Raw genomic sequence first — 20,266 nt, forward strand, 5'->3', positions numbered from 1 at the left:
TTATCCCTTGCTCCCGGGACCGCCGATGGCGGCGGCCCGTCCTTCATTAATCACTGTTCGTTATCCGGCGCCTGCTGATGCGCTGGCATCGGCTGGCTTATTGGTAACGGGTAAATTTACGCGGATCGAACGCCTCGCGGATCGCCTCGCCGATAAAGGAGACCATGATCAGCACCAGACTCACCGCGGCCACCACCGAGCTGACGATCCAGATGGCATCCAGATTGTTGATGCCCTGGGAGAGCAGCTCCCCCCAGCTCGGGGTCGGCGGTGCCAGCCCGAAGCCCAGATAGTCGAGTGCCGTCAGGGTGGAGATATTGCCCACCACGGCGAACGGCGCCAGGGTGACGATCATCATCAGGGTGTTGGGCAGGATGTGGTTGAAGATGATCCGCCCGGTGGTCGCCCCTTGCGCCCGCGCCGCCATCACATAGTCCCGCGCCCGCTCCTTGTAGGTGAGGGTGCGCATATACCAGGTGATCCCCATCCAGCCGAACAGCACGTTGATGGCGACAAACAGGCCGAAGTTGGGCTTGGCCAGCGACACCAGGATCATGATGACGTAGAGAAACGGCACCTGGGACCAGATCTCGATAAAGCGTTGCAGGATGAGATCAAAGCGGCCGCCGAGAAAGCCCATCAGGCAGCCGATGGTGACCCCGATGGCGTAACTGGCCGCCAGCGCGATAAAGGCAAAGCCGATGGCGATGCGAAAGCCGTAAACCAGTCGCGCCAGCACGTCGCGGCCGCTGGTGTCGGTACCGAGGAAGTGGCGCTCGGCTGCGCTGGGGGCGTAAGGCGGGTAGGCATCCTCCTTGAAATCCTGCTCGTAGGGGTTCCAGGGTACCGGCGGCAGCAGTACCCAGTCGCCCTGGCCCTCTGCGGCAAACTTGGCCTTGAGCTGGCGGTAGTTGGTTTCGTACTCGTAATCGAGCCCGAACTGCTGGCCGGGGATCACATCGCCATAGGTGGGGAAGTGCAACTGTCCCTGATAGCTCACCATCAGTGCCCGGCTGTTGACCAGCAGCTCCGCCAGCAGGGAGAGCAGCACCAGGGTGGTGAAGATGATGAAGGAGTAGTAGCCGCGCTTGATCGACTTGAAGCGCTTGAGTTTTTTCAAGGTAACCGGATTGAGCTTCATGGTCAGTCTCCAAACCGCACGCGCGGATCAACAAGGGCAACACAGATATCGGAGACGATATTGCCAATCAGCATCAGCATGGAGGTGATGGCCAGAATGCCCATGACGGTGGGGTAGTCCCGCTCGACGATAGCCTCGTAACCGAGCAGGCCGATGCCGTCGATGTTGAAGATGGTCTCGATGAGGAAGGAGCCGCCAAAGAAAACGGTGAGCACAGACCCCAGGTGGCTGGCGATGGGGATCAGGCTGTTGCGCATGGCATGGTCGGTGACCGCTTTGCGAAACGGCAGTCCCTTGGCCACGGCGGTACGCACATAATCAGCCGACAGGTTCTCCATCAGGCTGTTTTTCATGGTCATGGTGAGGATGGCGAAATCGCCGATGGCGTAGGCGATAAGCGGCAGCAGGGCGTGGGCAAAGACAGTGCGGATCTGATCCCAGCTGCTCTCCATGTACTCAAAGTCGTCTCCCGGAAAACCACCCATCGGCAGCCACTCCAGATGGAAGGCGAAGACGGTGATGAGGAAGATCCCCACCACGTAGGCGGGCAGGGCATAGGCCATGTAGATAAGCATGGAGCTTAACGAGTCGAAGCGGCTGTTGTGCCTGAGCGCCTTGGCCACCCCGAGCGGAATGGAGACCGCATAGCTCAGCAGAAAGGTTGCCAGTCCGAAGAAGGCGGTAACGGGGAGCCGCTCCTTGATGAGATCCCACACCGGCTCGTAGTAGCGGGTTGATTCGCCCAGATCCAGCACCGCCAGCTTCTGCAGCCACTCCCAGTAGGCGACCAGCATCGGCTTGTCGAGCCCATAGAAGGCCTTGAGCTCCTCGATCTGTTCATCGGAGAGGGCCTGCGCCCCCTTGCTGCCACTGGAGCGGCCAGATTCATTCTGGGATACCTGGGCTTGCAGCAGCATGCGTTCGACCGGACCGCCCGGTACGAAACGGGTGATGGTGAAGACGAGCAGGGTGATACCGAGAAACGTCGGGATGATCAAAAGCATCCGGCGTAGGAAATACGACAGCATGGTGGAACCTCGTCCTTGTTGTTCTTTTTTTGCGGCCAGTCAAATCCGGTGACGGGCCTGTCCTTCCTGGCATTACGCGCTGGATTGGTTGCCAAACAGCAGACAATCCGCTTGGCCACTGTAAAAGCTCTGCAACAAAAATCAAGTACAAGGAAATGGAAAACTGGGACAAATGACCCGCTGAGACCAAAAGCACCGAAAAATGACGTTTTTATCTGAAAAGTGAAAATCAAAACAAAACGCTACTGCTCAACATTATTTTAAAAAATATAAACAGCTGTTTGCTTGAGCTTTAAATGTTTTTAACTTGTTGATTGGTAATGCTTTTGTTTTGGGGGTGAAATTGAAGGAAAACGATATCATCTCGACGACTTTAACTGTTATCCCCATGGGAGCGGTCAGGTTCAACCCTCATGAAGTTAGTGTTTTATTCTTATTAAGGCCGATAAATCAAAATAAGATATAAACGGACAGCACGTTAACTAATAAGTTCATCAATTTTTAATTCAGCGCCATTTACGCCATTTAACAATATTTTTACATTGCGTGAATTGTTTTTGGCAGAATTATTCACTAATTATGCCGGTCAAAATTAATACACTCCGCTTATTCTACGCCTGACCTCGCCATACCCCTGCTCCATTGACGTCGCTAGTCAAAGATTGATAAGCCTTACACATCGCTCCAAAGAGGGCGGTATCAGGAAGCAAACAATAAACAACCAGGAAGGATATAAGCGATGCTTAGGAAGAGCAGAATCTCTGCTGCGATTGCGTTCGCCTTGGCGAGCCTTGCGGCGGCCCCATCCGTATCTGCCGAAGAAGGGCAGAACGTCGAAAAACTGCAGAAAATCAAAGTCACTGGCTCCCGTATCTCCCGTGTTGATGTTGAGGGGGCGACTCCGGTCGTCTCTGTCAGCAAGGCCCAAATTGAACAGTCTGGTCAGCAGACTGTGGCCGATTATCTGAAACAGGCCTCCTATAACTCCTTTGGTGGTTTCTCCCCATCCTCCGGTAGTTCCGCCCAATCACAAGCCACAGTAGGGCTGCGTGGTCTTGGTGAAGATCGCACGCTGGTGCTGCTTAATGGCAAGCGTATCGCCGGTTCTCCCTCCATGGGCGGCACTGCCATCAACCTCAACACCATCCCCATGGCGGCGGTTGAGCTGGTGGAAGTGAACCTGGACGGTGGCTCCGCCCTGTATGGCTCTGATGCCATCGGCGGCGTTATCAACGTGATCCTCAAAGAGGGTTTCGAAGGGCTGACTTTCCAGGGACGTATTGGTTCACCGACCGAAGAGGGTGGTGACGAGCAGAGTGGTTCCATCGTTAGCGGCATCTCGGGTGAGAAAGGCTCCCTGATGATGGTCTACGAGCACGATGTGAAAGACGAGATCTATTACAAGGATCGCGACTATCTGGCGAAAGAGGGGGCTACTGCTCCGAGTCTCTATGGCCGCAATATCAAGGGAGTGGATGCCACTACCGGCAAGACGGTTACCCGTACCCTGAAGGGTGTTGACTGTGAAGGTACCGGCACCGGTTTCGTCACCAAGGGCACGGCTTGCCGCTTCGACTTTGCTCAAGTCGCTGCCAAGACTGCCTCTCGTACCCGCGACACCGTCTACCTCAACGGTCGCTACCATATCAACGACAATGTGGATTTCGTGCCACAGATGATTGGTTCTCGCGTCACCAGTTTTGGTCGTTTCGCGCCAGCTGCCGGTGCCTTCACCGTGGATGGTTCCACCCCTGAAAGCGCAGCAGTTCTGTCTGCCAACAACTTCAGCACCGCCAAGGCTGCGACCGTTTACTACCGCTTTAACAACGTTGGTCCCCGTGACAACGATGTGACTGACTTGACCGGTACCCTGAACCTGGGTTTTGAAGGGGTGGTGCCGACCGAAGCAGTAGGCGATCTGGAATGGAATGCTGGTTACATGTATTCCAAAACAGATAACCAGAGCACCGGCAATGGTTATGTCTTGGCCCCCGCCGTGGAAACTCAGGTCAATACCGGCAAGTTTGTTAATGGCAGCTTCTCTGATGCGGCGACCAAGGATCTCTCCTATACCACCAGCCGCAATTCCAAGATGGACTTCTTCCAGTGGTACGGCGGTGTAGGTTGGGATATGGGCGAACTGCCCGCTGGCCCGGTCAGCTGGTATCTTGGGGCCGAGTATAACGATTGGGTTTACTCCGATACCTATGACAGCCAGTCCGAAGCGGGTAACGTACTGGGTTCATCCGGTAACTCCGGTGGTGGTGTGCGCGATGTGTTTGCCACCTATATCGAGAGTCTGATCCCCATCACCGAGCAGATCGAGCTGAACCTGGCGGGTCGTTATGACAAGTACAGCGACTTTGGCAGCGCCTTCTCGCCCAAAGCGAGTCTGCGTTATCAACCGCTCGACCAGCTGATGTTCCGTACCTCCTGGTCCCAGTCTTTCCGCGCGCCGGGTCTTAACGATCTCTATGCGGCGGATGCCCAGTCAGCGGACTTTGCCAAGGACTATGTCTACTGCCAGGCCAATGGCATTGCCAACTGTTCCGAAGCGCAGTACGAGACAACACGTCAATCCAACAAGAACCTGAAGGAAGAGACGGCTGACACCTTTACCATCGGTGCTGCTTACAACCCGCTGGACAACCTGAACCTGTCGCTCGATTACTACTACATCAAGATTGATGACGTGATCCAGCTGGCTAACACCCAGACCCAGTTCTATCAGGAGCTCAATACCGGCAGCAACCCGAACGTCATCCGTGATGCCAACGGCGATGTCGAGAAGGTCTATGCCGGCATGGTCAACTTGGGGCAGCTCAAGACCAGTGGTATCGACTTCAAGGCGGACTACAAGTACGACTTCAACTCCTTCACCCTGCGTTACGACTTTGGCAGCAGCTACATCCTGAAATATGAGGAAGGTCTGTTTGCTGGTGGCCCAATGGTCGACAAGAAGGGCTGGAATGGCAAACCCGACTTCCGCTTCAACTCCGGGATCGGTGCCAACTTCCCGCAGCTGTGGAATCTGGATACCTACCTGAGCACCAACTATATCGACTCCCAGAGTCAGGACTATGTGGATGACAAGGAAGAGGGCCATATCGCTTCCAACACAATCTGGAACCTGAACGTGGCGGTTGATACCAGCTGGAATGCCAAGATCCAGACCGGTGTGAAGAACATGTTCAACCGCGGGCCTTCCCTGTCCAACGATGGTTTCACTTACGATGAATACCTCTACGGCATCGACGGTCGCGTCTACTACATCGACTACACCCAGAAGTTCTAATCAACCCTGTTGATATACAACCTCAGCCGGCCCGGTCGGGCCGGCTGTGCCCAACGTCCAAGGAAGTTACGGAGATAGGGTAATCCTATGAAGACAAGGACCATTACAATGAAGAAAGCGCTCCTTGGCAGCCTGGTTTCGGCCGCCTTGTTGACCAGCTTCAATCTGAGTGCCGCCACTGCCGGTCAGGCCGTGGACGCTCAAGCCGCCACCGACAACGCATCCAAAGTTTCCCAGCAGAAGATCGACAGCTATGCCGAATCTGCCGAATCCGCACTGGCTCAGTACAAGGCCGCCCTGCGTCAGGTCGACAGTCTGCGCACCTACAACGAGCAGGTGAGCAAGATGGTCGAGTCCCAGAGCGCCGAGCTAGCGTCGATGCAAAAGCAGATCGCCCAGATCGACCAGACCAGCACCGAAGTGGTGCCGCTGATGCTCAAGATGATCGACTCCCTCGAGCAGTTTGTGGCGCTGGATCTGCCGTTCCAGAAGGTCGAGCGCGAGGACCGCGTGGCGGCTCTGACCGACCTGATGAACCGGGCCGATGTCACCATCTCCGAGAAATACCGCAAGATCCTGGAGGCCTACCAGATCGAGGAGGGCTTCAGCCGCACCATCGAGGCCTACAAGGCGAGCCTGGACAAGGATGGCAGCGAGAAGACCTACGAGTTCCTGCGTGTTGGCCGCATCGCGCTGCTTTACCAGTCCCCGGATGGTCAGGAGACCGGCATGTGGAACAAGCAGACCCGCCAGTGGGAAGAGTTGCCCCAGGAGTATCGCAGTGCGGTTGAACAGGGCCTTCGCATCGCCAAGAAGCAGGCGCCTCCCGCGCTGATCAAGCTGCCGGTTCAAACTGCGGAGAAAGCATCATGAAAGGAATCAAACTTGCTATTGCCTCCCTGATTGCGGGAGCAACCCTGGTCACCCTGCCGGTGACCGCGGCCGAAAAACCGGTGGATCTCAATGCGCTGCTGAACCAGGTCAAGGCCTCCAGCCTGAGCGAATCCCAACTCAACAAGGAGCGGGAAGCCCGCTTCCTGGCTGACAAGAACGAGCAGGGGGCGCTGCTGGCCAAGGCCAAGGCCGAGCTGGCAGCCGAAACCGCCAAGGGCGAGCAGCTCAAGGCGACCTTTGATGCCAACGACAAGCAACTGACCGAGCTGACTGAAACCCTGCGCCAGCGTTCCGGCAACATGGGCGAGATGTTTGGTGTGCTGCGTCAGTTTGCCGGTGAGTTCAAGGGGATCTTCAACGCCTCCGCCCGTCGGGTCGAGCATCCGGAGCAATCCGCCCTGCTGACCCGTCTGGCCGAGAGTAAAGAGCTCCCCTCCAGCGACGATCTGGAAGCGTTCTGGACCACCACCCTCAGCCGCATGGTGGACGGTGGCAAGGTGAGCCAGATCCCGGCGACTGTGGTCTACGGCGAAGGCAACCAGGCCGAGAAGACGGTCACCCAGATCGGTGAGTTCAACACTGTCTCCGAAGGCAAGTACCTCACCTTCGTGCCGGAGACCGGCAAGTTCGAGCAACTCTCCCGTCAACCGGAGAAGAGCGTGCTGGCTCCCATCGCCGAGTTTGAACAGGGCGGTGACGGGGTCAAGCCCATCTTTATCGACCCGTCTCGCGGCGTGATCCTCTCCCTGTTGGTGCAGTCACCGACCCTCAAGGAGCGTATCGATCAGGGTGGTTCCGTGGGTTATGTGATCCTGGCATTGGGGGTCATCGGTACCCTGCTGGCCATCTTCTGCGGTATCCGCCTGTCGCTGATCGGCTCGTCCATGCGCAAGCAGCTGAAATCCGATCAGATCATCAAGGGCAACCCCATTGGTGACATGCTGGGGGCCTACCAGAACCATCGCGGTGACAACATCGAGGATCTGGAGTCCAAGCTCGACGAGATCATCCTGCGCAACGTGCCCAAGTTCGAGAAGGGCATCAGCCTCATCAAGCTGATCGCCTCCGTCGCGCCGCTGCTGGGCCTGCTCGGTACCGTAGTGGGGATGATTGCCACCTTCCAGGCCATCACTCTGTTTGGTACCGGCGATCCCAAGCTGATGGCGGGCGGTATCTCCGAGGCGCTGGTGACCACCATGCAGGGTCTGGTCGTCGCGGTGCCCATGCTGTTCCTCTACACCATTGTGCAGACCCAGAGCCGTCGTCTGATCCAGGTGCTGGAAGAGCAGAGCGCCGGTTTCGTGGCCCGTTATCAGGAACGTCTGCACGCCTCCAAAGCCGCAGCGTAAGGAGTCACCCATGTGGTTCTGGTTGATTGAAGAAGTCGAGTCGGTCCGCCGGTTTTTGGGATTGGGGGGCGATGTACTGGTCGCCCTGTTCTTCCTGACCCTGATGATGTGGGCCCTGTTGCTGGAGCGCTGGTTCTACTTCATGGCGGTCTACCCCAAGCAGGTGAAGCAGACCAAGGCGACCTGGCTGGCCCGCACCGATCATCTCTCCTGGTCTGCCAAGCAGATCCGGCGCGAGCTGGTCTCACGGGTCGCCATGGCGGTGGACAAGGGGATGCCGGTCATCAAGGTGTTGATCGCTCTCTGCCCGTTGATGGGGCTGCTCGGGACCGTGGTGGGGATGGTGCAAGTGTTTGACACCCTGGCCATCACCGGTACCGGTTCGCCGCGGGCGATGGCATCGGGGATCTCCAAGGCAACGGTACCGACCATGGCGGGCATGATTGCCGCCCTTTCCGGCCTGTTTTTTGTCAACCAGCTCGATCACAAGGCCAAACTGGCGGTGCAAAAGCTGGAAGACAACCTGAAACACGGTTGATGCAGGATGCATACCCCCGCGAGGCATGGCCTGCCGGGGGCACAGAACAAGCAAGGAGTTTCTGCTATGAGAAAACGTTACAGCGACAGCGGTGCTGACGAGGCGGCTATCGATTTGACCCCCATGCTGGACATAGTGTTCATCATGCTGATCTTCTTCATCGTCACCACCTCCTTCGTCAAGGAGTCCGGTGTCGAGATCAACCGTCCCAGTGCCAGCACGGCCGAGACGGTGAAGAAGGGCAATATCATGGTCGCGGTGCGCGAAAACGGTCAGGTCTGGGTCGACAAGCGGGTGGTCGAGGTGGGGGCAGTACGCGCCAACATCGAGCGGCTACGGGCCGAAAACCCGGAGAGCGCCGTGGTGATCCAGGCCGATAACGAATCCCGTTCCGGTCTGGTGGTGCAGGTCATGGATCAGATCCGCATGGCCGGTGTCCAGAACATCTCCATCGCGGCAGACAAGAGCAGCTGATGCCGGAGAGAGACCTATGAGATACCTGATATCGTTGGCGGTCTCCTGTGTGGTGGTGTTCTTTCTGTTTCTGGGAATGAACAAGCTGATCACACCGGATCACCGGGAGCTGGTGGAGAAGGATGACGTCACCATGACCGATTTCATCCGCCTCAAGCCCCAGGAGACCCTGCAAGAGAAACAGCGGGAGCTGCCCAAACCGCCGCCGCCCAAGCGTCCACCGCCGCCTCCCGAGATGGAAGTGGCCAGCACGGATCGGCCGAAGATGGAGAGCGCGCCGATGGACATGCCCAAGCTCGACATCCCGGTCAATATCGGTGGTGGCAACGCGCTGGGTGCCTATAGCACCGGCGGCGGTGGTGGCGGCGTTGGTGGCAACAACGGCGCCATTCCGCTGGCAACCTTCGAGCCCATGATGCCCCGCAAGGCGGCGCTGGCGGGGTTGGCCTCCGGCAAGGTGCTGGTGGAGTTCACCGTCACCGAGCGCGGCACCGTCAGCAACGTGCGGATCGTCAAGGAAGAGCCGCGCAGTTATGACCTCGGCAAAGAGGCGCGCAAAACCATCGCCAAGTGGACGTTCAAACCGGCCATGGTGGATGGCAAGCCGCAGGCGAGCCGGATGCAACAAGAGATCGAGTTTGCGGTCAACTAAGGAAGGTGGCGATGAACAAGTTACACAAGATGATCCTCGCCCCGGTCGCCATGGCGGTGCTGCTCAGCACCGCCAGTTGGGCCGCCGAGCAGCCGGCCCTGTCGGATCGGGCCTATCGGGCGGTCAACAAGGCGCAGGAGCTGATCACCGAGAAGAAATACGGCGAGGCCAATGCCAAGCTGCAAGACGCGCTTTCCGGCGCGGGCGAGCGGGTCTACGACAAGGGGGTCATATTGCAGACTCTCGGTTTCGTAGCTGCCCAGCAGGAGAAATACGGTCAGGCGACCAAGTACTTTGCCGATGCCATCGCGACAGGCGGCCTGCCGCCACCGGTGGCACAGCAGGTGCGCTACAACCTGGCCCAGCTCTATATTGCGGAGGGCAATTATCAGGGGTCGATCAAGACCATGAAGGAGTGGTTTGCCAACCAGGGCAAGGATGACAAGCCCAACTCCCATGCCTATATCACGCTGGCCAACGCCCACGTGCAGCTCAAGCAGTACCGTGACGCGATTCCGGCGGTGGATCAGGCGATCAAGCTGTCGGCAGGTAAAGCGCCGGAGTCCTGGTATCTGCTGAAGATGGGCGCTCACTACGAGCTGAAACAGTACAAACCGGCGACCGAGGTGCTGACCTCTCTGGTCAACATGTTCCCGGAGAAGAAGAAGTACTGGACCCAGCTGTCGGCCATGCATATGCAGGCAGGCAACGATGCCAAGGCGCTGGCTGCGCTGGAGTCGGCCTATAACCTCGGCATGTTGACCGAGGCCGCCGAGCTGCAGCGCCTCGCCAACTACCTCGCCTTCACCGGTATTCCCCATCGCGCCGCCCGGGTGATGGAGAAGGGGATGAAGGACGGGGTGATTGAGCAGAGCGCCAGCAACTACAAGACCCTGGCCAACTATTGGCATCAGGCCAAGGAGCTGGATCCGGCCATCGACACCCTGGCCAAATCCTACCAGCTGGCCCCGAGTGCCGATCTGCAGCTGAAAATGGCGCGCATGATGATCCAGAGCAAACGCTATCAGGATCTGGTGGCGCTGGCCGCCAAACCGGCAGCCAATGCAAATGGTGAACAGCGTGCGGATCTCAAGTTCCTGACCGGGGTCGCCTATTTTGAGCAACAAAAGCCGAAGGAGGCCCTCAACGCCTTCACTCAGGCGGCTAAGAATGGCAACGTCAGCGGTCGGGCATCTCCGTGGATCAGCTTCCTCAAAGAGCAGAGTGGTGCTGGGGAAGCTGCCGTCCAGTAATTCCAATGACAACTACCTGTAGTCCCTTTTATGGTTGCCTGGTGGCTCCATTAACCGCTCTTCGGAGCGGTTTTTTTATAGCTGAAACCGGCACCGGCGGGTGGCCGACGCACGGTTTTATCCCTCTCCATGCCAATAAATAGCCTCCCTCGACATTGGTCTATCTCTCCCGATGTGGCAAACGTTTCAGCTAGGGCTGCAACCGTGACACAAGGTGGCGCAGCGTTGTGGTTGACGAGGGCTCGGGTGGCTCGCTGCCAGGCGGGCTGTGCCATTCATCTTTCTCTTTGCTGTGACTTGCCAGTGTGGCTTTTGCCCTGTTGATAAGCGTCACACCGAAAACGGCTACTTTTAACAAGAAAAGCAACATATGGAAGTTGAAATTTTGGCCGACTCAGGAAAGAATGCGCGCTCGGTTATTGGCGTCGTGGGGCAGGTTGACCCGCCACCGGCAGACCGAGGATGAGACGGCCCCCGGCCCATTTGGTACAGGAAACCACACAGGAATTTTATGAATCCCCTTCGCACTGCCGCTTCGGCCCTTTTATGCACATTTGCGCTGGTCAGCCAGCAGGCTGCCGCTGTCGAGTACCGTCTGCCTGCGGCCAACAGTCGCCTGATCGGTGAAAACCAGGAATACGTGGTGCCTGCGGACAACCGTCCGCTGGAGCAGATCGCTGCTGACTTCCAGCTGGGTCTGACCAACATCATGGAAGCCAACCCGGGCGTTGATCCCTATCTGCCGAAAGCGGGTAGCACCCTGATCATCCCTCATCAGCTGATCCTGCCCAACGCGCCCCGCGAAGGGATCGTCATCAACGTTGCCGAGATGCGTCTCTACTACTACCCGAAAGGGAAGAACGTGGTGGAAGTGCTGCCCATCGGCATCGGTCAGCTGGGGGTAAACACCCCGGAGAACTGGATCACCAAGGTAGAGCGCAAACGCGCCAACCCGACCTGGACCCCGACCGAGAACATCCGTCGTCGCTATGCCGCCCAGGGCAAGACCCTGCCGGCAGTATGGCCAGCCGGTCCGGATAACCCCATGGGTCTGCACGCCTTATATATCGGCAACCTCTATGCCATCCACGGCACCAATGCCACCTTCGGTATCGGTCTGCGGGTGAGCAGCGGTTGCGTCCGTCTGCGCGCTGACGACATCAAGTATCTGTTCGACAACGTGCCGGTCGGCACCCGCGTCCAGTTCGTCAACCAGCCGGTCAAGACCACGGTCGAGCCGGATGGCGGTCGCTACATGGAAGTACACGAGCCGCTGTCGCGCACCGAGGAGGAGTTCAACTCCACCGCCTCCGTGCCGCTCCCGATGACACCGGCTATCACCCGCTTCATCGCCCACGCCGAGTCTGACTCCAACGTGGTCAAGCAGGTGCTGGAACAGCGTACCGGTATGCCGACCCGCCTCAATCCATGATTGAGCAAGTTGGCGGTGCCGCGCGCACTGACTGAATAAAGAAAACGGCGACCAGATGGTCGCCGTTTTTTATGGGGGAGTCACCGCTTGCTTACTGCACGCAGACCGGGCAGAAGGCGTAGGTGCCTTGCGGATCGTTGAAGCGGGTAAGCGGGTCGAGACTGCGGTTCACTTCCACCAAGGCCTTGCCAAATCCTGCCGGCAGCCAGCTTTGCAACTGGGGGGCCAGCACGCGGGCACTGCTGTCAAACAGCTGGCGCAGGAACTTGTCCTTGGTGGACTCCTCCTGCTCGATGGGGGTCACCTGCCACTCCTTGAGGTTGGCCAGTTCGGCGGCGGCCTTGATGGCGTCATCCAGATTGCCGAACTCGTCCACCAGACCCAGGGCCTTGGCATCCTCACCAGTCCAGACCCGACCTTCGGCCGCTTTCTCGGCCTCTTCCGGGCTCAGACCACGGCCCTTGCTCACCAGACCGATGAAGCGCTGGTAGGTATCTTCCACGCTCAGCTGGATGGCCTGACCGACGTGATCCGGCAGGGCGCGGGTCGGGCCGACGCCAACGTAATCTGTGGTGCCAACCCCGTCGGTATGCACCCCGAACTGGGCCAACGCCTTGTCGATGGTGGCAAACATGCCGAACACCCCGATGGAGCCGGTGAGGGTGGTGGGGGAGGCGAAGATCTTGTCCGCATCGGCGGAGATCCAGTAGCCACCGGAGGCGGCATAGCTGCCCATGGAGACCACTACCGGCTTGCCAGCCTGTTTCAGGGCCAGCAGCTCGGCGCGGATCTGCTCGGCGGCGAAGGCGCTGCCGCCGGGGCTGTCGACCCGCAGGACCACGGCTTTAACCTTGTCATCGCGACGGGCATCGGCCAGCAGGTCGGAGAGGCTATCACCGCCTATGGTACCGGCAGGCTGTACGCCATCCATGATGGCGCCGCTGGCGACCACCAGACCCACCTCATCCTTGCCGCTCTGGGGATATTGTTCCGGAATGGCAGCCAGATACTCTTTCAGGCCGACCCCTTTCCAGCCGTGGTCGTCCGCTTCACCCACCTCTTTAATGACCGCCTGGGTCATCTCGTCGCGGGTGGCCAGCTGATCCACCAGACCGTTGTCGAGGGCGTAGTTGGCGGCATTGCCACCAGCTTTGCGCAGCAGCTCGAGGAAGCGATCCTTGCCTGGCGCGACCGCCTCGGGTTCGATCTCCCGCTGCTCGGCTACGTCAGCCACATAGGATTGCCACAGCTGATCCAGCCAGCGCTGGTTTGCTTCTTTGCTCTCGGGGGACATCTCGTCGCGGGTATAGGGTTCGACGAAGGATTTGTAGGTACCGACCTTGAATACATGCGGGGTGATGTTGAGCTTCTCCAGCGCCGACTTGAAGTAGGTCTGGTAGACACCAAGCCCCTCGATCACCACGGCGCCGCTCTGGTTGAGCAGCACGTGATCGGCGTGGGCCGCCAGCAGGTATTGCCCCTGAGTGTAGAAGTCAGCCATGGCGATCACCGGTTTGCCGCTCTCCCGGAAGGAGTCGATGGCGCTCGCCACCTCCTGCAGTTTGGTGAAGTTGGCACCCTGCAGCCCTTGCGGTTTGATCACCAGCGCCTTGATGCGCTCGTCATCCTTGGCACTCTTGATGGCCCACAGCAGGTCGGAGAGAACGATCTCGATCGGCTGCTCGTCGCTGCTGTCCATCTGGCGCAGCAGTTGTACGGTGGGATCTGTCTGGGAGCGTTGCTCCACCAGCACGCCGTTGAGATTGAGGGTCAGTGCCCCTTCGATGGGCGCCTTGGGCGCCTCTTTCTGGCTGACGCTGAAGACGATGACCAGCACTACGATGAGAAACAGCAGATTGACCAGCATCAGCCGGGTGAAATTGAGCAGGCGCCACAGGCTGCGGAACAACCAACCCAGACCTTTGAAAATAGACATAGTCGCGTTATCGCCCTGTTAATGGGTAGAGAAGAGCCATTATTAACCAGTTGCGGGCGAAATTGCCATTTCCGACTGGCGGATCCCGCCTATCTTCGTTCAGGGCACGGCTGTTCGCTGAAAAATTGTCCAAACATTTGTTTGAAAAAGAATTTTCGATTCTTTACTCTAGCCTCAGTTTGATAACAAAAAATTAACTGGAGGCATCGTGAGCCGCTATCCGACCCTGCTGACCCCGCTCGACCTTGGTTTTACCCAGCTGCGCAATCGCGTGTTGATGGGCTCCATGCATACCGGCCTCGAAGAGGAGAAGGGCGGTTTTGACAAGCTGGCCGCCTTTTATGCCGAGCGCGCCCGTGGTGGTGTTGGCCTTATCGTCACCGGCGGCATTGCCCCCAACCTGCGCGGTCGGCTGGTGCCTCACGGCTCCCAGCTAAGCTTCCCCTGGCAGGTGAGCAAGCACAAGAAGGTGACCAGCGCCGTGCATCAGGAGGGGGGCAAGATAGCGCTGCAGATCCTCCATGCCGGTCGTTACGCCTATCATCCGTTCAGTCTGGCCCCGAGCTCCCTCAAGGCCCCCATTTCCCCGTTCAAGCCGCGCGCCATGAGCGAGCGGCAGATCCGCGGCACCATCCGCGACTTCGCGGCTACAGCAGCGTTGGCCAAGGCGGCCGGTTATGACGGCGTCGAGGTGATGGGCTCGGAAGGCTATCTCATCAACCAGTTCATCTGCGAGCGTACCAACAAACGTACCGATGGCTGGGGCGGCAGCAGCGAAAACCGGATGCGCTTTCCGGTGGAGATTGTCCGCGCCATCCGCGAGCGGGTCGGCACCGATTTCATCATTATCTTCCGCCTCTCCATGCTGGATCTGGTGGAGCAGGGCTCAACCCTGGAAGAGGTGATTGCGCTCGGCAAAGCGCTGGAAGCGGTGGGGGTGACCCTCATCAACACCGGTATCGGTTGGCACGAAGCGCGTATTCCAACCATTGCCACCAGTGTGCCGCGCGGCGCCTTCAGCTGGGTGACTGCCGAGCTGAAAAAACACCTCAAGGTGCCCCTCATTACCACCAACCGTATCAACACCCCCGAGGTGGCCGAGCGGATTCTGGCGGGTGGCGAGGCGGATATGGTCTCCATGGCGCGCCCTTTCCTGGCGGACCCGGAGTTTGTCATCAAGGCGGCCGAGAACCGGGCGGACGAGATCAACACCTGCATCGCCTGCAACCAGGCCTGCCTCGACCATGTGTTCAAGCAGAAGCGCGCCTCCTGTCTGGTCAATCCCCGCGCCTGTTTCGAGACCGAGCTTACCTTTGGCCGCGTGCCCCAGCCCAAAAAGCTGGCGGTGGTGGGGGCGGGCCCGGCCGGGCTGGCGTTTGCCTGTTACGCTGCCGAGCGCGGTCATCAGGTGAACCTGTTCGATCAGGCCAGCGAAATCGGCGGCCAGTTCAACTTCGCCAAGCAGATCCCGGGTAAGGAGGAGTTTCACGAGACTCTGCGCTATTTCGCCAAACGGCTGGAGAAGTGCGGTGTCGAGCTTTACCTTGGTCAGCGCCAGAGTGCCGAGAGCCTGCTCGGCGGCGGTTTTGACGAGGTGATCCTTGCTACCGGTATTCGTCCGCGCACCCCCAATATTCCGGGCATCGAACATCCCAAGGTGATGAGTTATCTCGATGTATTGCGGGATCACAAACCGGTCGGCCAGACGGTGGCGGTGATCGGTGCCGGCGGCATCGGCTTCGATGTAGCTGAGTATCTGGTAGAGAAGAAAGTGGAGATGGATGCCGATGGGCACCGTGATCACTGGCTCAAGGAGTGGGGCATCGACAAACAGCTTGGCGAGCGCGGTGGCCTCACTGCTCCTGAAATCGACGCCCCCGAGCGCCAGATCTGGCTGCTCCAGCGCAAGGAGAGCAAGGTGGGGGACGGACTTGGCAAGACCACCGGCTGGATCCACCGTACCGTGCTCAAGAACCGCAAGGTGCAGATGCTCTCCGGGGTGCAATATCTGGGGATCGATGACGAGGGCTTGCACATTCAGGTGGGCGAGAGCAAGCAGTGTCTGCCGGTGGATCAGGTGATCGTCTGCGCCGGGCAGGAGCCCCTCAAGGAGCTGCAGGCCGGGTTGCAGGCGGCAGGCAAGCCGGTGCATATCATCGGCGGAGCCGACGTGGCTGCCGAGCTGGATGCCAAACGTGCCATCCGGCAAGGGGCCGAGCTGGCTGCGATCATCTAGCAAGCCGCGTCCTCTTGCCCTTTTTAGTGCGATAAACCCCTGAGCCTCAGGGGTTTTCTTCATTCGGTGCTGTGCTAAGGTAGCGCCATCATTGCCCCAGAGAAGGAATTGCCCATGGATGCCCTCACCCTGTTGCTCAATCGCCACTCCTGTGGCCGTCTCGCCGATCCTGCCCCGAGCGGCGAGGTACTCGACAATATCCTCAAGGCGGGCTTGCGCGCGCCGGATCATGGCACCCTGACCCCTTGGCAGTTCATTCTGTTTGAAGGAGAGGGGCGCGAGCGGCTGGGCAAGCTGTTGGCGGACGCCGCCCGTGCCCGTGGCGAAGATGAAGAGAGCATCAAGAAGTGCAACGAAGCGCCGCTGCGGGCACCCTTGGTCGTCGCCGTGGCAACCCGTTATCAGGATCACCCCAAGGTGCCGAAACTGGAGCAGGAGCTCTCTGCCGGTTGTGCCCTGATGGCGATGCAGATGGCGGCGCAGGCACAGGGCTTCAACGGTATCTGGCGCTCCGGCTGGTTTATCTTCGATGAGCAGATCAACAAGGGATTGGGACTGGCGGCAGAGGATCAGCTGGTGGGTTTCCTCTATCTCGGTACCCCCATGCTGGAAGCACGCAAACTGCGCGAACTGCCGCTCGATGAGTTTGTCCGCCGTTTCTGACTTTTCGGCCACGTTGCGGTTGAGAGAAGCAAAGCCTCGAGAAATCGGGGCTTTTCTGTTTAACCGTGAATAGTAACCAGAGAAATTGGGGAAAATAAATGGCTCAAAGAGGCTTCGCGCGCCATAGCAGGTAATTATTTAAATAGTGCGATGTACCTCGCAATCCTGTTGTATTTCACTATGTAAAACGTTTGCGCATTCGCTAATATCTCCCTGCCAGTTTAGAAGGGCACTCCTTCTAATTTTTCTGCGATGAGAGTCGCAATTCCGTAGCACCTTTTAACAGCCCAACGTCTTCGTGACATTGGGCTTTATTTTTTATGGGGTGTCGGGGCTGTTGTGAGTTGATGGCGGTATCGGCATACAACCCGGTTGGCTGCCTTATGCTCTGTTTTTGGCTGGCAGGATCCGGGCCGGGTTGCCGACTACCCGAGCACCGGCCGGTACATCTCTGGTGACTACGGCACCCGCGCCGACGATCGCCTCCCGCCCTATGGTGACGCCGGGCAGCAAGATGGCGCCGCCCCCAATCCAGACCTTATCTTCAATGGTGACCGGCAGCGCCGTCTCAGTGCCCTGAATCCGTTCGTCGGCCTCCAGTGCATGGGCTGCGGTATAGATCTGCACGTTTGGCCCAATCATCACATGGGCGCCGATGCGAATGGGGGCATTGTCCAGCAGGGTGGCCCTCATATTGATGTAGGAGTCCTTGCACAGGTGGATGTGGCGGCCATAGGTGCAGTAGAGGGGCGGGCAGATAAAGGCATTCTCTGCCAGTTCGCCAATCAGCTCCGCCAGTAGTGCCCGCTGCTCTGTCTCCTCTTCCGCCTGATTGAAACGGCGATAGCGCTGGGCCGCCTCCCGGCGCAACTGGGCCAGCTCGGGTGCCATGCAGTTGTACGGTTGGCTGCTAATCATCTTCTGGTATTCGATCATGAAGGTTGCTTTCCTTTATCTGCCAGGGATTTGGATATTGGCGCCAATACGGCAGAAGTAACGTGATCATCCACCCGATATGGGCAGAACCAGGTTGGCAGGTCTGCCTTCGGCAAAGGTCAGCACATTCTCGAACGCCACGCGAAAGTAGAGTTCGTAGCTGTTTTGCTCCACATAGCCGAGATGAGGTGTCGCCAATACGTTGGGCAGACGCAGCAGGGGCTCGTTTTGTAGTGTCGCCGGCTCGATGTCAAATACATCGAGCGCGGCCCGTTTCTCAGGATGGTTACTGAGCTCTGCATAGAGGGCGCCCGGCTCGATAAGTTCGGCACGGCTGGTATTGACCAGCAGAGCGTCAACTTTCATGCGGGCCAGGTCTGCTCGGGTAACAGCGCCGCGGGTTGCCTCGCTCAGGCGCAGATGCAGCGTGAGGATATCGGCTTGACTGAAGAGAGCCTCCTTGCTGGAGGCGCAGGCATAGCCATCCAGCTCGGCCTGCCTGCGCGAAGCCTCACTGCCCCATATCAGTACCGACATGCCAAATGCCTTGCCATAGCGGGCGATCCGCTGGCCTATCTTGCCGTAGCCCCAGATGCCGAGCGTCAGCCCATGCAGCGTGCGTCCCAAACCGAGGTCACCAGATTGCTGCCATTGGCCTTGGCTTAACGCCTGGCTGTAAACAGGTATATGGCGGGAGGCTGCCATGATGAGCGCCCAGCAGAGCTCGGCGGGAGCAATAGGGCTGCCGATCCCTTCTGCCACGGCAACGCCGTACTGCTGGCATAGTGTCGGGTCGATATGCTGGCTGACTTTGCCGGTCTGGCTGATGAGTTTAAGGGTGGGAAGCTGTATCAGCAGCTGTTCGTCGATGCGGGTACGCTCGCGGGTCAGCACCAGTGCTTCCATTCCTTCCAGCAGGGCGGCAAGGCGCGTTGTATCGGGTTCGCTCTGGTTGAGGATGGTGACGTCATGACCCGCCAGCAGGGCAAAGCAGGGGAGGTGGCGCACCTGATCCTGATAGTCATCCAGAATGGCAATCCGCATAAGAAATCCTTCTCGGTTGCGTTGGCTCGGACCGCTATCTTACCGGAATAAAAGGTGTCTGTTGTTTTCAAACGAACACAATCAGAAGGGAGGGCGATCAAACCCATGTCCACGGACCGGGAAGAGCCCGACAGGCCAAAACAATCAGGGCCCCCGAATGGGAGCCCTGATGGCATGAGGTTGGCGTCTATGTTGCCCGCGCTTAGCCGTGCTTGCGGCCGGAGAGGCGGCACCACTCCTCCTTGACTGCGGTCGAGTCCATCTCGAACCACTGGCCGTAGATGGTTTCCAGCTCCGGGGCCTGGCTCTCCAGCACGCCGGAGAGGGCCATCAGGCTGCCCGCTTTGCCGTGGCCGGCGATCAGCGGAGCCAGTTCGCGCAGCGGGCCGGCCAGGATGTTGGCGACCACCACGTCCGCTTCGACGTCTTGTGGCTGGTCGGCTGGCAGATAGAGCTCAATCTGGTCGGCGACGCCGTTGCGCGCGGCGTTGTCGCGGCTGGCCTGAATGGCCTGCGGGTCGATGTCGATGCCGATGACGCGGGCGGCTCCCAGTTTCAGGGCGGCGATGCCGAGAATGCCGGAGCCGCAACCAAAATCGACCACGGTTTTACCGGTCAGATCCAGCCCGTCCAGCCACTGCAGACAAAGCGCGGTGGTGGGGTGGGTACCGGTACCGAAGGCTAGACCCGGATCCAGCATGACGTTGACCGCATCGGGGTTCGGCACATCGCGCCAGCTCGGGCAGATCCAGAGGCGCTCGCCAAACTGCATGGGGTGGAAGTGATCCATCCACTCGCGCACCCAATCCTTGTCCTCCAGCTGCTCGACCTTGTAGCCGACATTTTCGCCGAAGATCTGCTGGAAGAAGGCGATGGTGGGGGCCGGATCGGTTTCGGCATCGAACAGCCCCATCACTTCGGTCTCGCCCCAGAGCGGGGTTTCACCGGGCATGGGTTCGTAGACGGGCACATCCTTGGCATCCATAAAGGTCACAGCCTGGGCTCCACGCCCCAGCAGCATGTTGCTCACCTTGTCTGCGGTCTTTGCAGTGGCGTTGATTCGAATTTGTATCCAGGGCATGGCGTCGACTCTTCATAAATGTGAAACCGCGAGATTCTACCATCATGGGGCAGTGCTGTCGTGGTTTGCCCATGACGTGGAGGGATACGGGGGCTTTTGCCGGATTGGCACGGTTCCTGTATTGCTCTATGCAGGCGAAGACGACCGGTTTTCGCTGAACGCTTTGCTCAAGTTCCGTCATCTTTCACTGCCACCTTCGGGTGGCATTTTTTTATCTGCACTTGTTTGCCTGGTAAACAGTCTGCCAGACAAAAAAAGAGCAAGGTTGGCACCTTGCTCAAGGATGGGCTGACGCTGTTTTGGCGCATTCATGC

General features: G+C 58.8%; 16 protein-coding genes. 10 read left to right on the forward strand and 6 right to left on the reverse strand.

What is annotated here, in order from left to right; translation table 11 throughout:
• Positions 1–97: 97 nt before the first annotated feature.
• A complete protein-coding gene (locus tag AB5Y84_RS05325; protein WP_013724081.1) occupies positions 98–1,141 on the reverse strand; it encodes an ABC transporter permease in 1,044 nt (347 codons plus the stop codon).
• Positions 1,142–1,143: 2 nt separating this feature from the next.
• Entirely contained in the window at positions 1,144–2,169 is a 1,026-nt protein-coding gene (locus AB5Y84_RS05330) for an ABC transporter permease subunit (RefSeq protein WP_031227629.1), read from the reverse strand.
• A gap of 739 nt (positions 2,170–2,908) precedes the next feature.
• Here AB5Y84_RS05330 and AB5Y84_RS05335 point away from each other — a divergent pair.
• From AB5Y84_RS05335 to AB5Y84_RS05370, 8 genes are all read left to right on the forward strand, one after another.
• Complete coding sequence (locus AB5Y84_RS05335; protein WP_368176521.1) at positions 2,909–5,464, forward strand: TonB-dependent receptor; 2,556 nt, start codon at positions 2,909–2,911, stop codon at positions 5,462–5,464.
• 108 nt (positions 5,465–5,572) lie between these two features.
• Positions 5,573–6,337 carry a DUF3450 domain-containing protein gene (locus tag AB5Y84_RS05340; protein ID WP_076492826.1) on the forward strand — a complete coding sequence of 255 codons (765 nt, stop codon included), beginning with the start codon at positions 5,573–5,575 and terminating at the stop codon, positions 6,335–6,337.
• Complete coding sequence (locus AB5Y84_RS05345) at positions 6,334–7,707, forward strand: MotA/TolQ/ExbB proton channel family protein (RefSeq protein WP_005338937.1); 1,374 nt, start codon at positions 6,334–6,336, stop codon at positions 7,705–7,707. Before AB5Y84_RS05340 ends, AB5Y84_RS05345 begins: the two co-directional genes overlap by 4 nt.
• A 10-nt stretch (positions 7,708–7,717) precedes the next feature.
• Complete coding sequence (locus AB5Y84_RS05350; protein ID WP_005338936.1) at positions 7,718–8,245, forward strand: MotA/TolQ/ExbB proton channel family protein; 528 nt, start codon at positions 7,718–7,720, stop codon at positions 8,243–8,245.
• A gap of 66 nt (positions 8,246–8,311) precedes the next feature.
• Positions 8,312–8,719 carry a biopolymer transporter ExbD gene (locus AB5Y84_RS05355; RefSeq protein ID WP_005338933.1) on the forward strand — a complete coding sequence of 136 codons (408 nt, stop codon included), beginning with the start codon at positions 8,312–8,314 and terminating at the stop codon, positions 8,717–8,719.
• A gap of 16 nt (positions 8,720–8,735) precedes the next feature.
• A complete protein-coding gene (locus AB5Y84_RS05360) occupies positions 8,736–9,371 on the forward strand; it encodes an energy transducer TonB (RefSeq protein ID WP_005343441.1) in 636 nt (211 codons plus the stop codon).
• Between the two features lie 11 nt (positions 9,372–9,382).
• Positions 9,383–10,624 carry a tetratricopeptide repeat protein gene (locus tag AB5Y84_RS05365; protein ID WP_368176522.1) on the forward strand — a complete coding sequence of 414 codons (1,242 nt, stop codon included), beginning with the start codon at positions 9,383–9,385 and terminating at the stop codon, positions 10,622–10,624.
• Positions 10,625–11,135: 511 nt separating this feature from the next.
• A complete protein-coding gene (locus tag AB5Y84_RS05370; protein ID WP_005338927.1) occupies positions 11,136–12,056 on the forward strand; it encodes a L,D-transpeptidase family protein in 921 nt (306 codons plus the stop codon).
• A 91-nt stretch (positions 12,057–12,147) separates the two neighbouring features.
• Here AB5Y84_RS05370 and sppA read toward each other — a convergent pair whose 3' ends face one another.
• Positions 12,148–13,992 (reverse strand): signal peptide peptidase SppA, encoded by a 1,845-nt coding sequence (gene sppA / locus AB5Y84_RS05375; protein ID WP_368176523.1) that lies wholly within the window; start codon positions 13,990–13,992, stop codon positions 12,148–12,150.
• A gap of 208 nt (positions 13,993–14,200) precedes the next feature.
• Here sppA and AB5Y84_RS05380 point away from each other — a divergent pair, with 208 nt between their 5' ends.
• Together AB5Y84_RS05380 and AB5Y84_RS05385 are read left to right on the forward strand one after the other, a co-directional pair.
• Positions 14,201–16,228, forward strand: coding sequence for an FAD-dependent oxidoreductase (locus tag AB5Y84_RS05380; RefSeq protein ID WP_368176524.1), 2,028 nt, complete (start codon positions 14,201–14,203; stop codon positions 16,226–16,228).
• A gap of 114 nt (positions 16,229–16,342) precedes the next feature.
• Positions 16,343–16,891, forward strand: a complete 549-nt coding sequence (locus AB5Y84_RS05385; RefSeq protein ID WP_236284857.1) for an NAD(P)H nitroreductase — start codon at positions 16,343–16,345, stop codon at positions 16,889–16,891.
• Between the two features lie 381 nt (positions 16,892–17,272).
• On the opposite strand, the gene AB5Y84_RS05390 is transcribed toward AB5Y84_RS05385, so the two are convergent.
• The 3 genes from AB5Y84_RS05390 to prmA form a co-directional block, all read right to left on the reverse strand.
• Complete coding sequence (locus tag AB5Y84_RS05390) at positions 17,273–17,827, reverse strand: sugar O-acetyltransferase (protein WP_368176525.1); 555 nt, start codon at positions 17,825–17,827, stop codon at positions 17,273–17,275.
• Positions 17,828–17,893: 66 nt separating this feature from the next.
• Positions 17,894–18,871 (reverse strand): D-2-hydroxyacid dehydrogenase family protein, encoded by a 978-nt coding sequence (locus AB5Y84_RS05395; RefSeq protein ID WP_368176526.1) that lies wholly within the window; start codon positions 18,869–18,871, stop codon positions 17,894–17,896.
• Between the two features lie 202 nt (positions 18,872–19,073).
• Positions 19,074–19,952: a 50S ribosomal protein L11 methyltransferase gene (prmA, locus tag AB5Y84_RS05400; protein WP_368176527.1), complete on the reverse strand. Its 879-nt coding sequence runs from the start codon at positions 19,950–19,952 to the stop codon at positions 19,074–19,076.
• Positions 19,953–20,266 lie beyond the last annotated feature (314 nt).

Source organism: Aeromonas sp. s11 (assembly GCF_040907945.1).
Lineage (GTDB): Bacteria > Pseudomonadota > Gammaproteobacteria > Enterobacterales > Aeromonadaceae > Aeromonas > Aeromonas veronii.

Coding starts and splice junctions, on each gene's coding strand:
- AB5Y84_RS05325 (WP_013724081.1), bottom strand. CDS start 1,141: ATGAAGCTCAATCCGGTTACCTTGAAAAAACTCAAGCGCTTCAAGTCG.
- AB5Y84_RS05330 (WP_031227629.1), bottom strand. CDS start 2,169: ATGCTGTCGTATTTCCTACGCCGGATGCTTTTGATCATCCCGACGTTT.
- AB5Y84_RS05335 (WP_368176521.1), top strand. CDS start 2,909: ATGCTTAGGAAGAGCAGAATCTCTGCTGCGATTGCGTTCGCCTTGGCG.
- AB5Y84_RS05340 (WP_076492826.1), top strand. CDS start 5,573: ATGAAGAAAGCGCTCCTTGGCAGCCTGGTTTCGGCCGCCTTGTTGACC.
- AB5Y84_RS05345 (WP_005338937.1), top strand. CDS start 6,334: ATGAAAGGAATCAAACTTGCTATTGCCTCCCTGATTGCGGGAGCAACC.
- AB5Y84_RS05350 (WP_005338936.1), top strand. CDS start 7,718: ATGTGGTTCTGGTTGATTGAAGAAGTCGAGTCGGTCCGCCGGTTTTTG.
- AB5Y84_RS05355 (WP_005338933.1), top strand. CDS start 8,312: ATGAGAAAACGTTACAGCGACAGCGGTGCTGACGAGGCGGCTATCGAT.
- AB5Y84_RS05360 (WP_005343441.1), top strand. CDS start 8,736: ATGAGATACCTGATATCGTTGGCGGTCTCCTGTGTGGTGGTGTTCTTT.
- AB5Y84_RS05365 (WP_368176522.1), top strand. CDS start 9,383: ATGAACAAGTTACACAAGATGATCCTCGCCCCGGTCGCCATGGCGGTG.
- AB5Y84_RS05370 (WP_005338927.1), top strand. CDS start 11,136: ATGAATCCCCTTCGCACTGCCGCTTCGGCCCTTTTATGCACATTTGCG.
- sppA (WP_368176523.1), bottom strand. CDS start 13,992: ATGTCTATTTTCAAAGGTCTGGGTTGGTTGTTCCGCAGCCTGTGGCGC.
- AB5Y84_RS05385 (WP_236284857.1), top strand. CDS start 16,343: ATGGATGCCCTCACCCTGTTGCTCAATCGCCACTCCTGTGGCCGTCTC.
- AB5Y84_RS05390 (WP_368176525.1), bottom strand. CDS start 17,827: ATGATCGAATACCAGAAGATGATTAGCAGCCAACCGTACAACTGCATG.
- AB5Y84_RS05395 (WP_368176526.1), bottom strand. CDS start 18,871: ATGCGGATTGCCATTCTGGATGACTATCAGGATCAGGTGCGCCACCTC.
- prmA (WP_368176527.1), bottom strand. CDS start 19,952: ATGCCCTGGATACAAATTCGAATCAACGCCACTGCAAAGACCGCAGAC.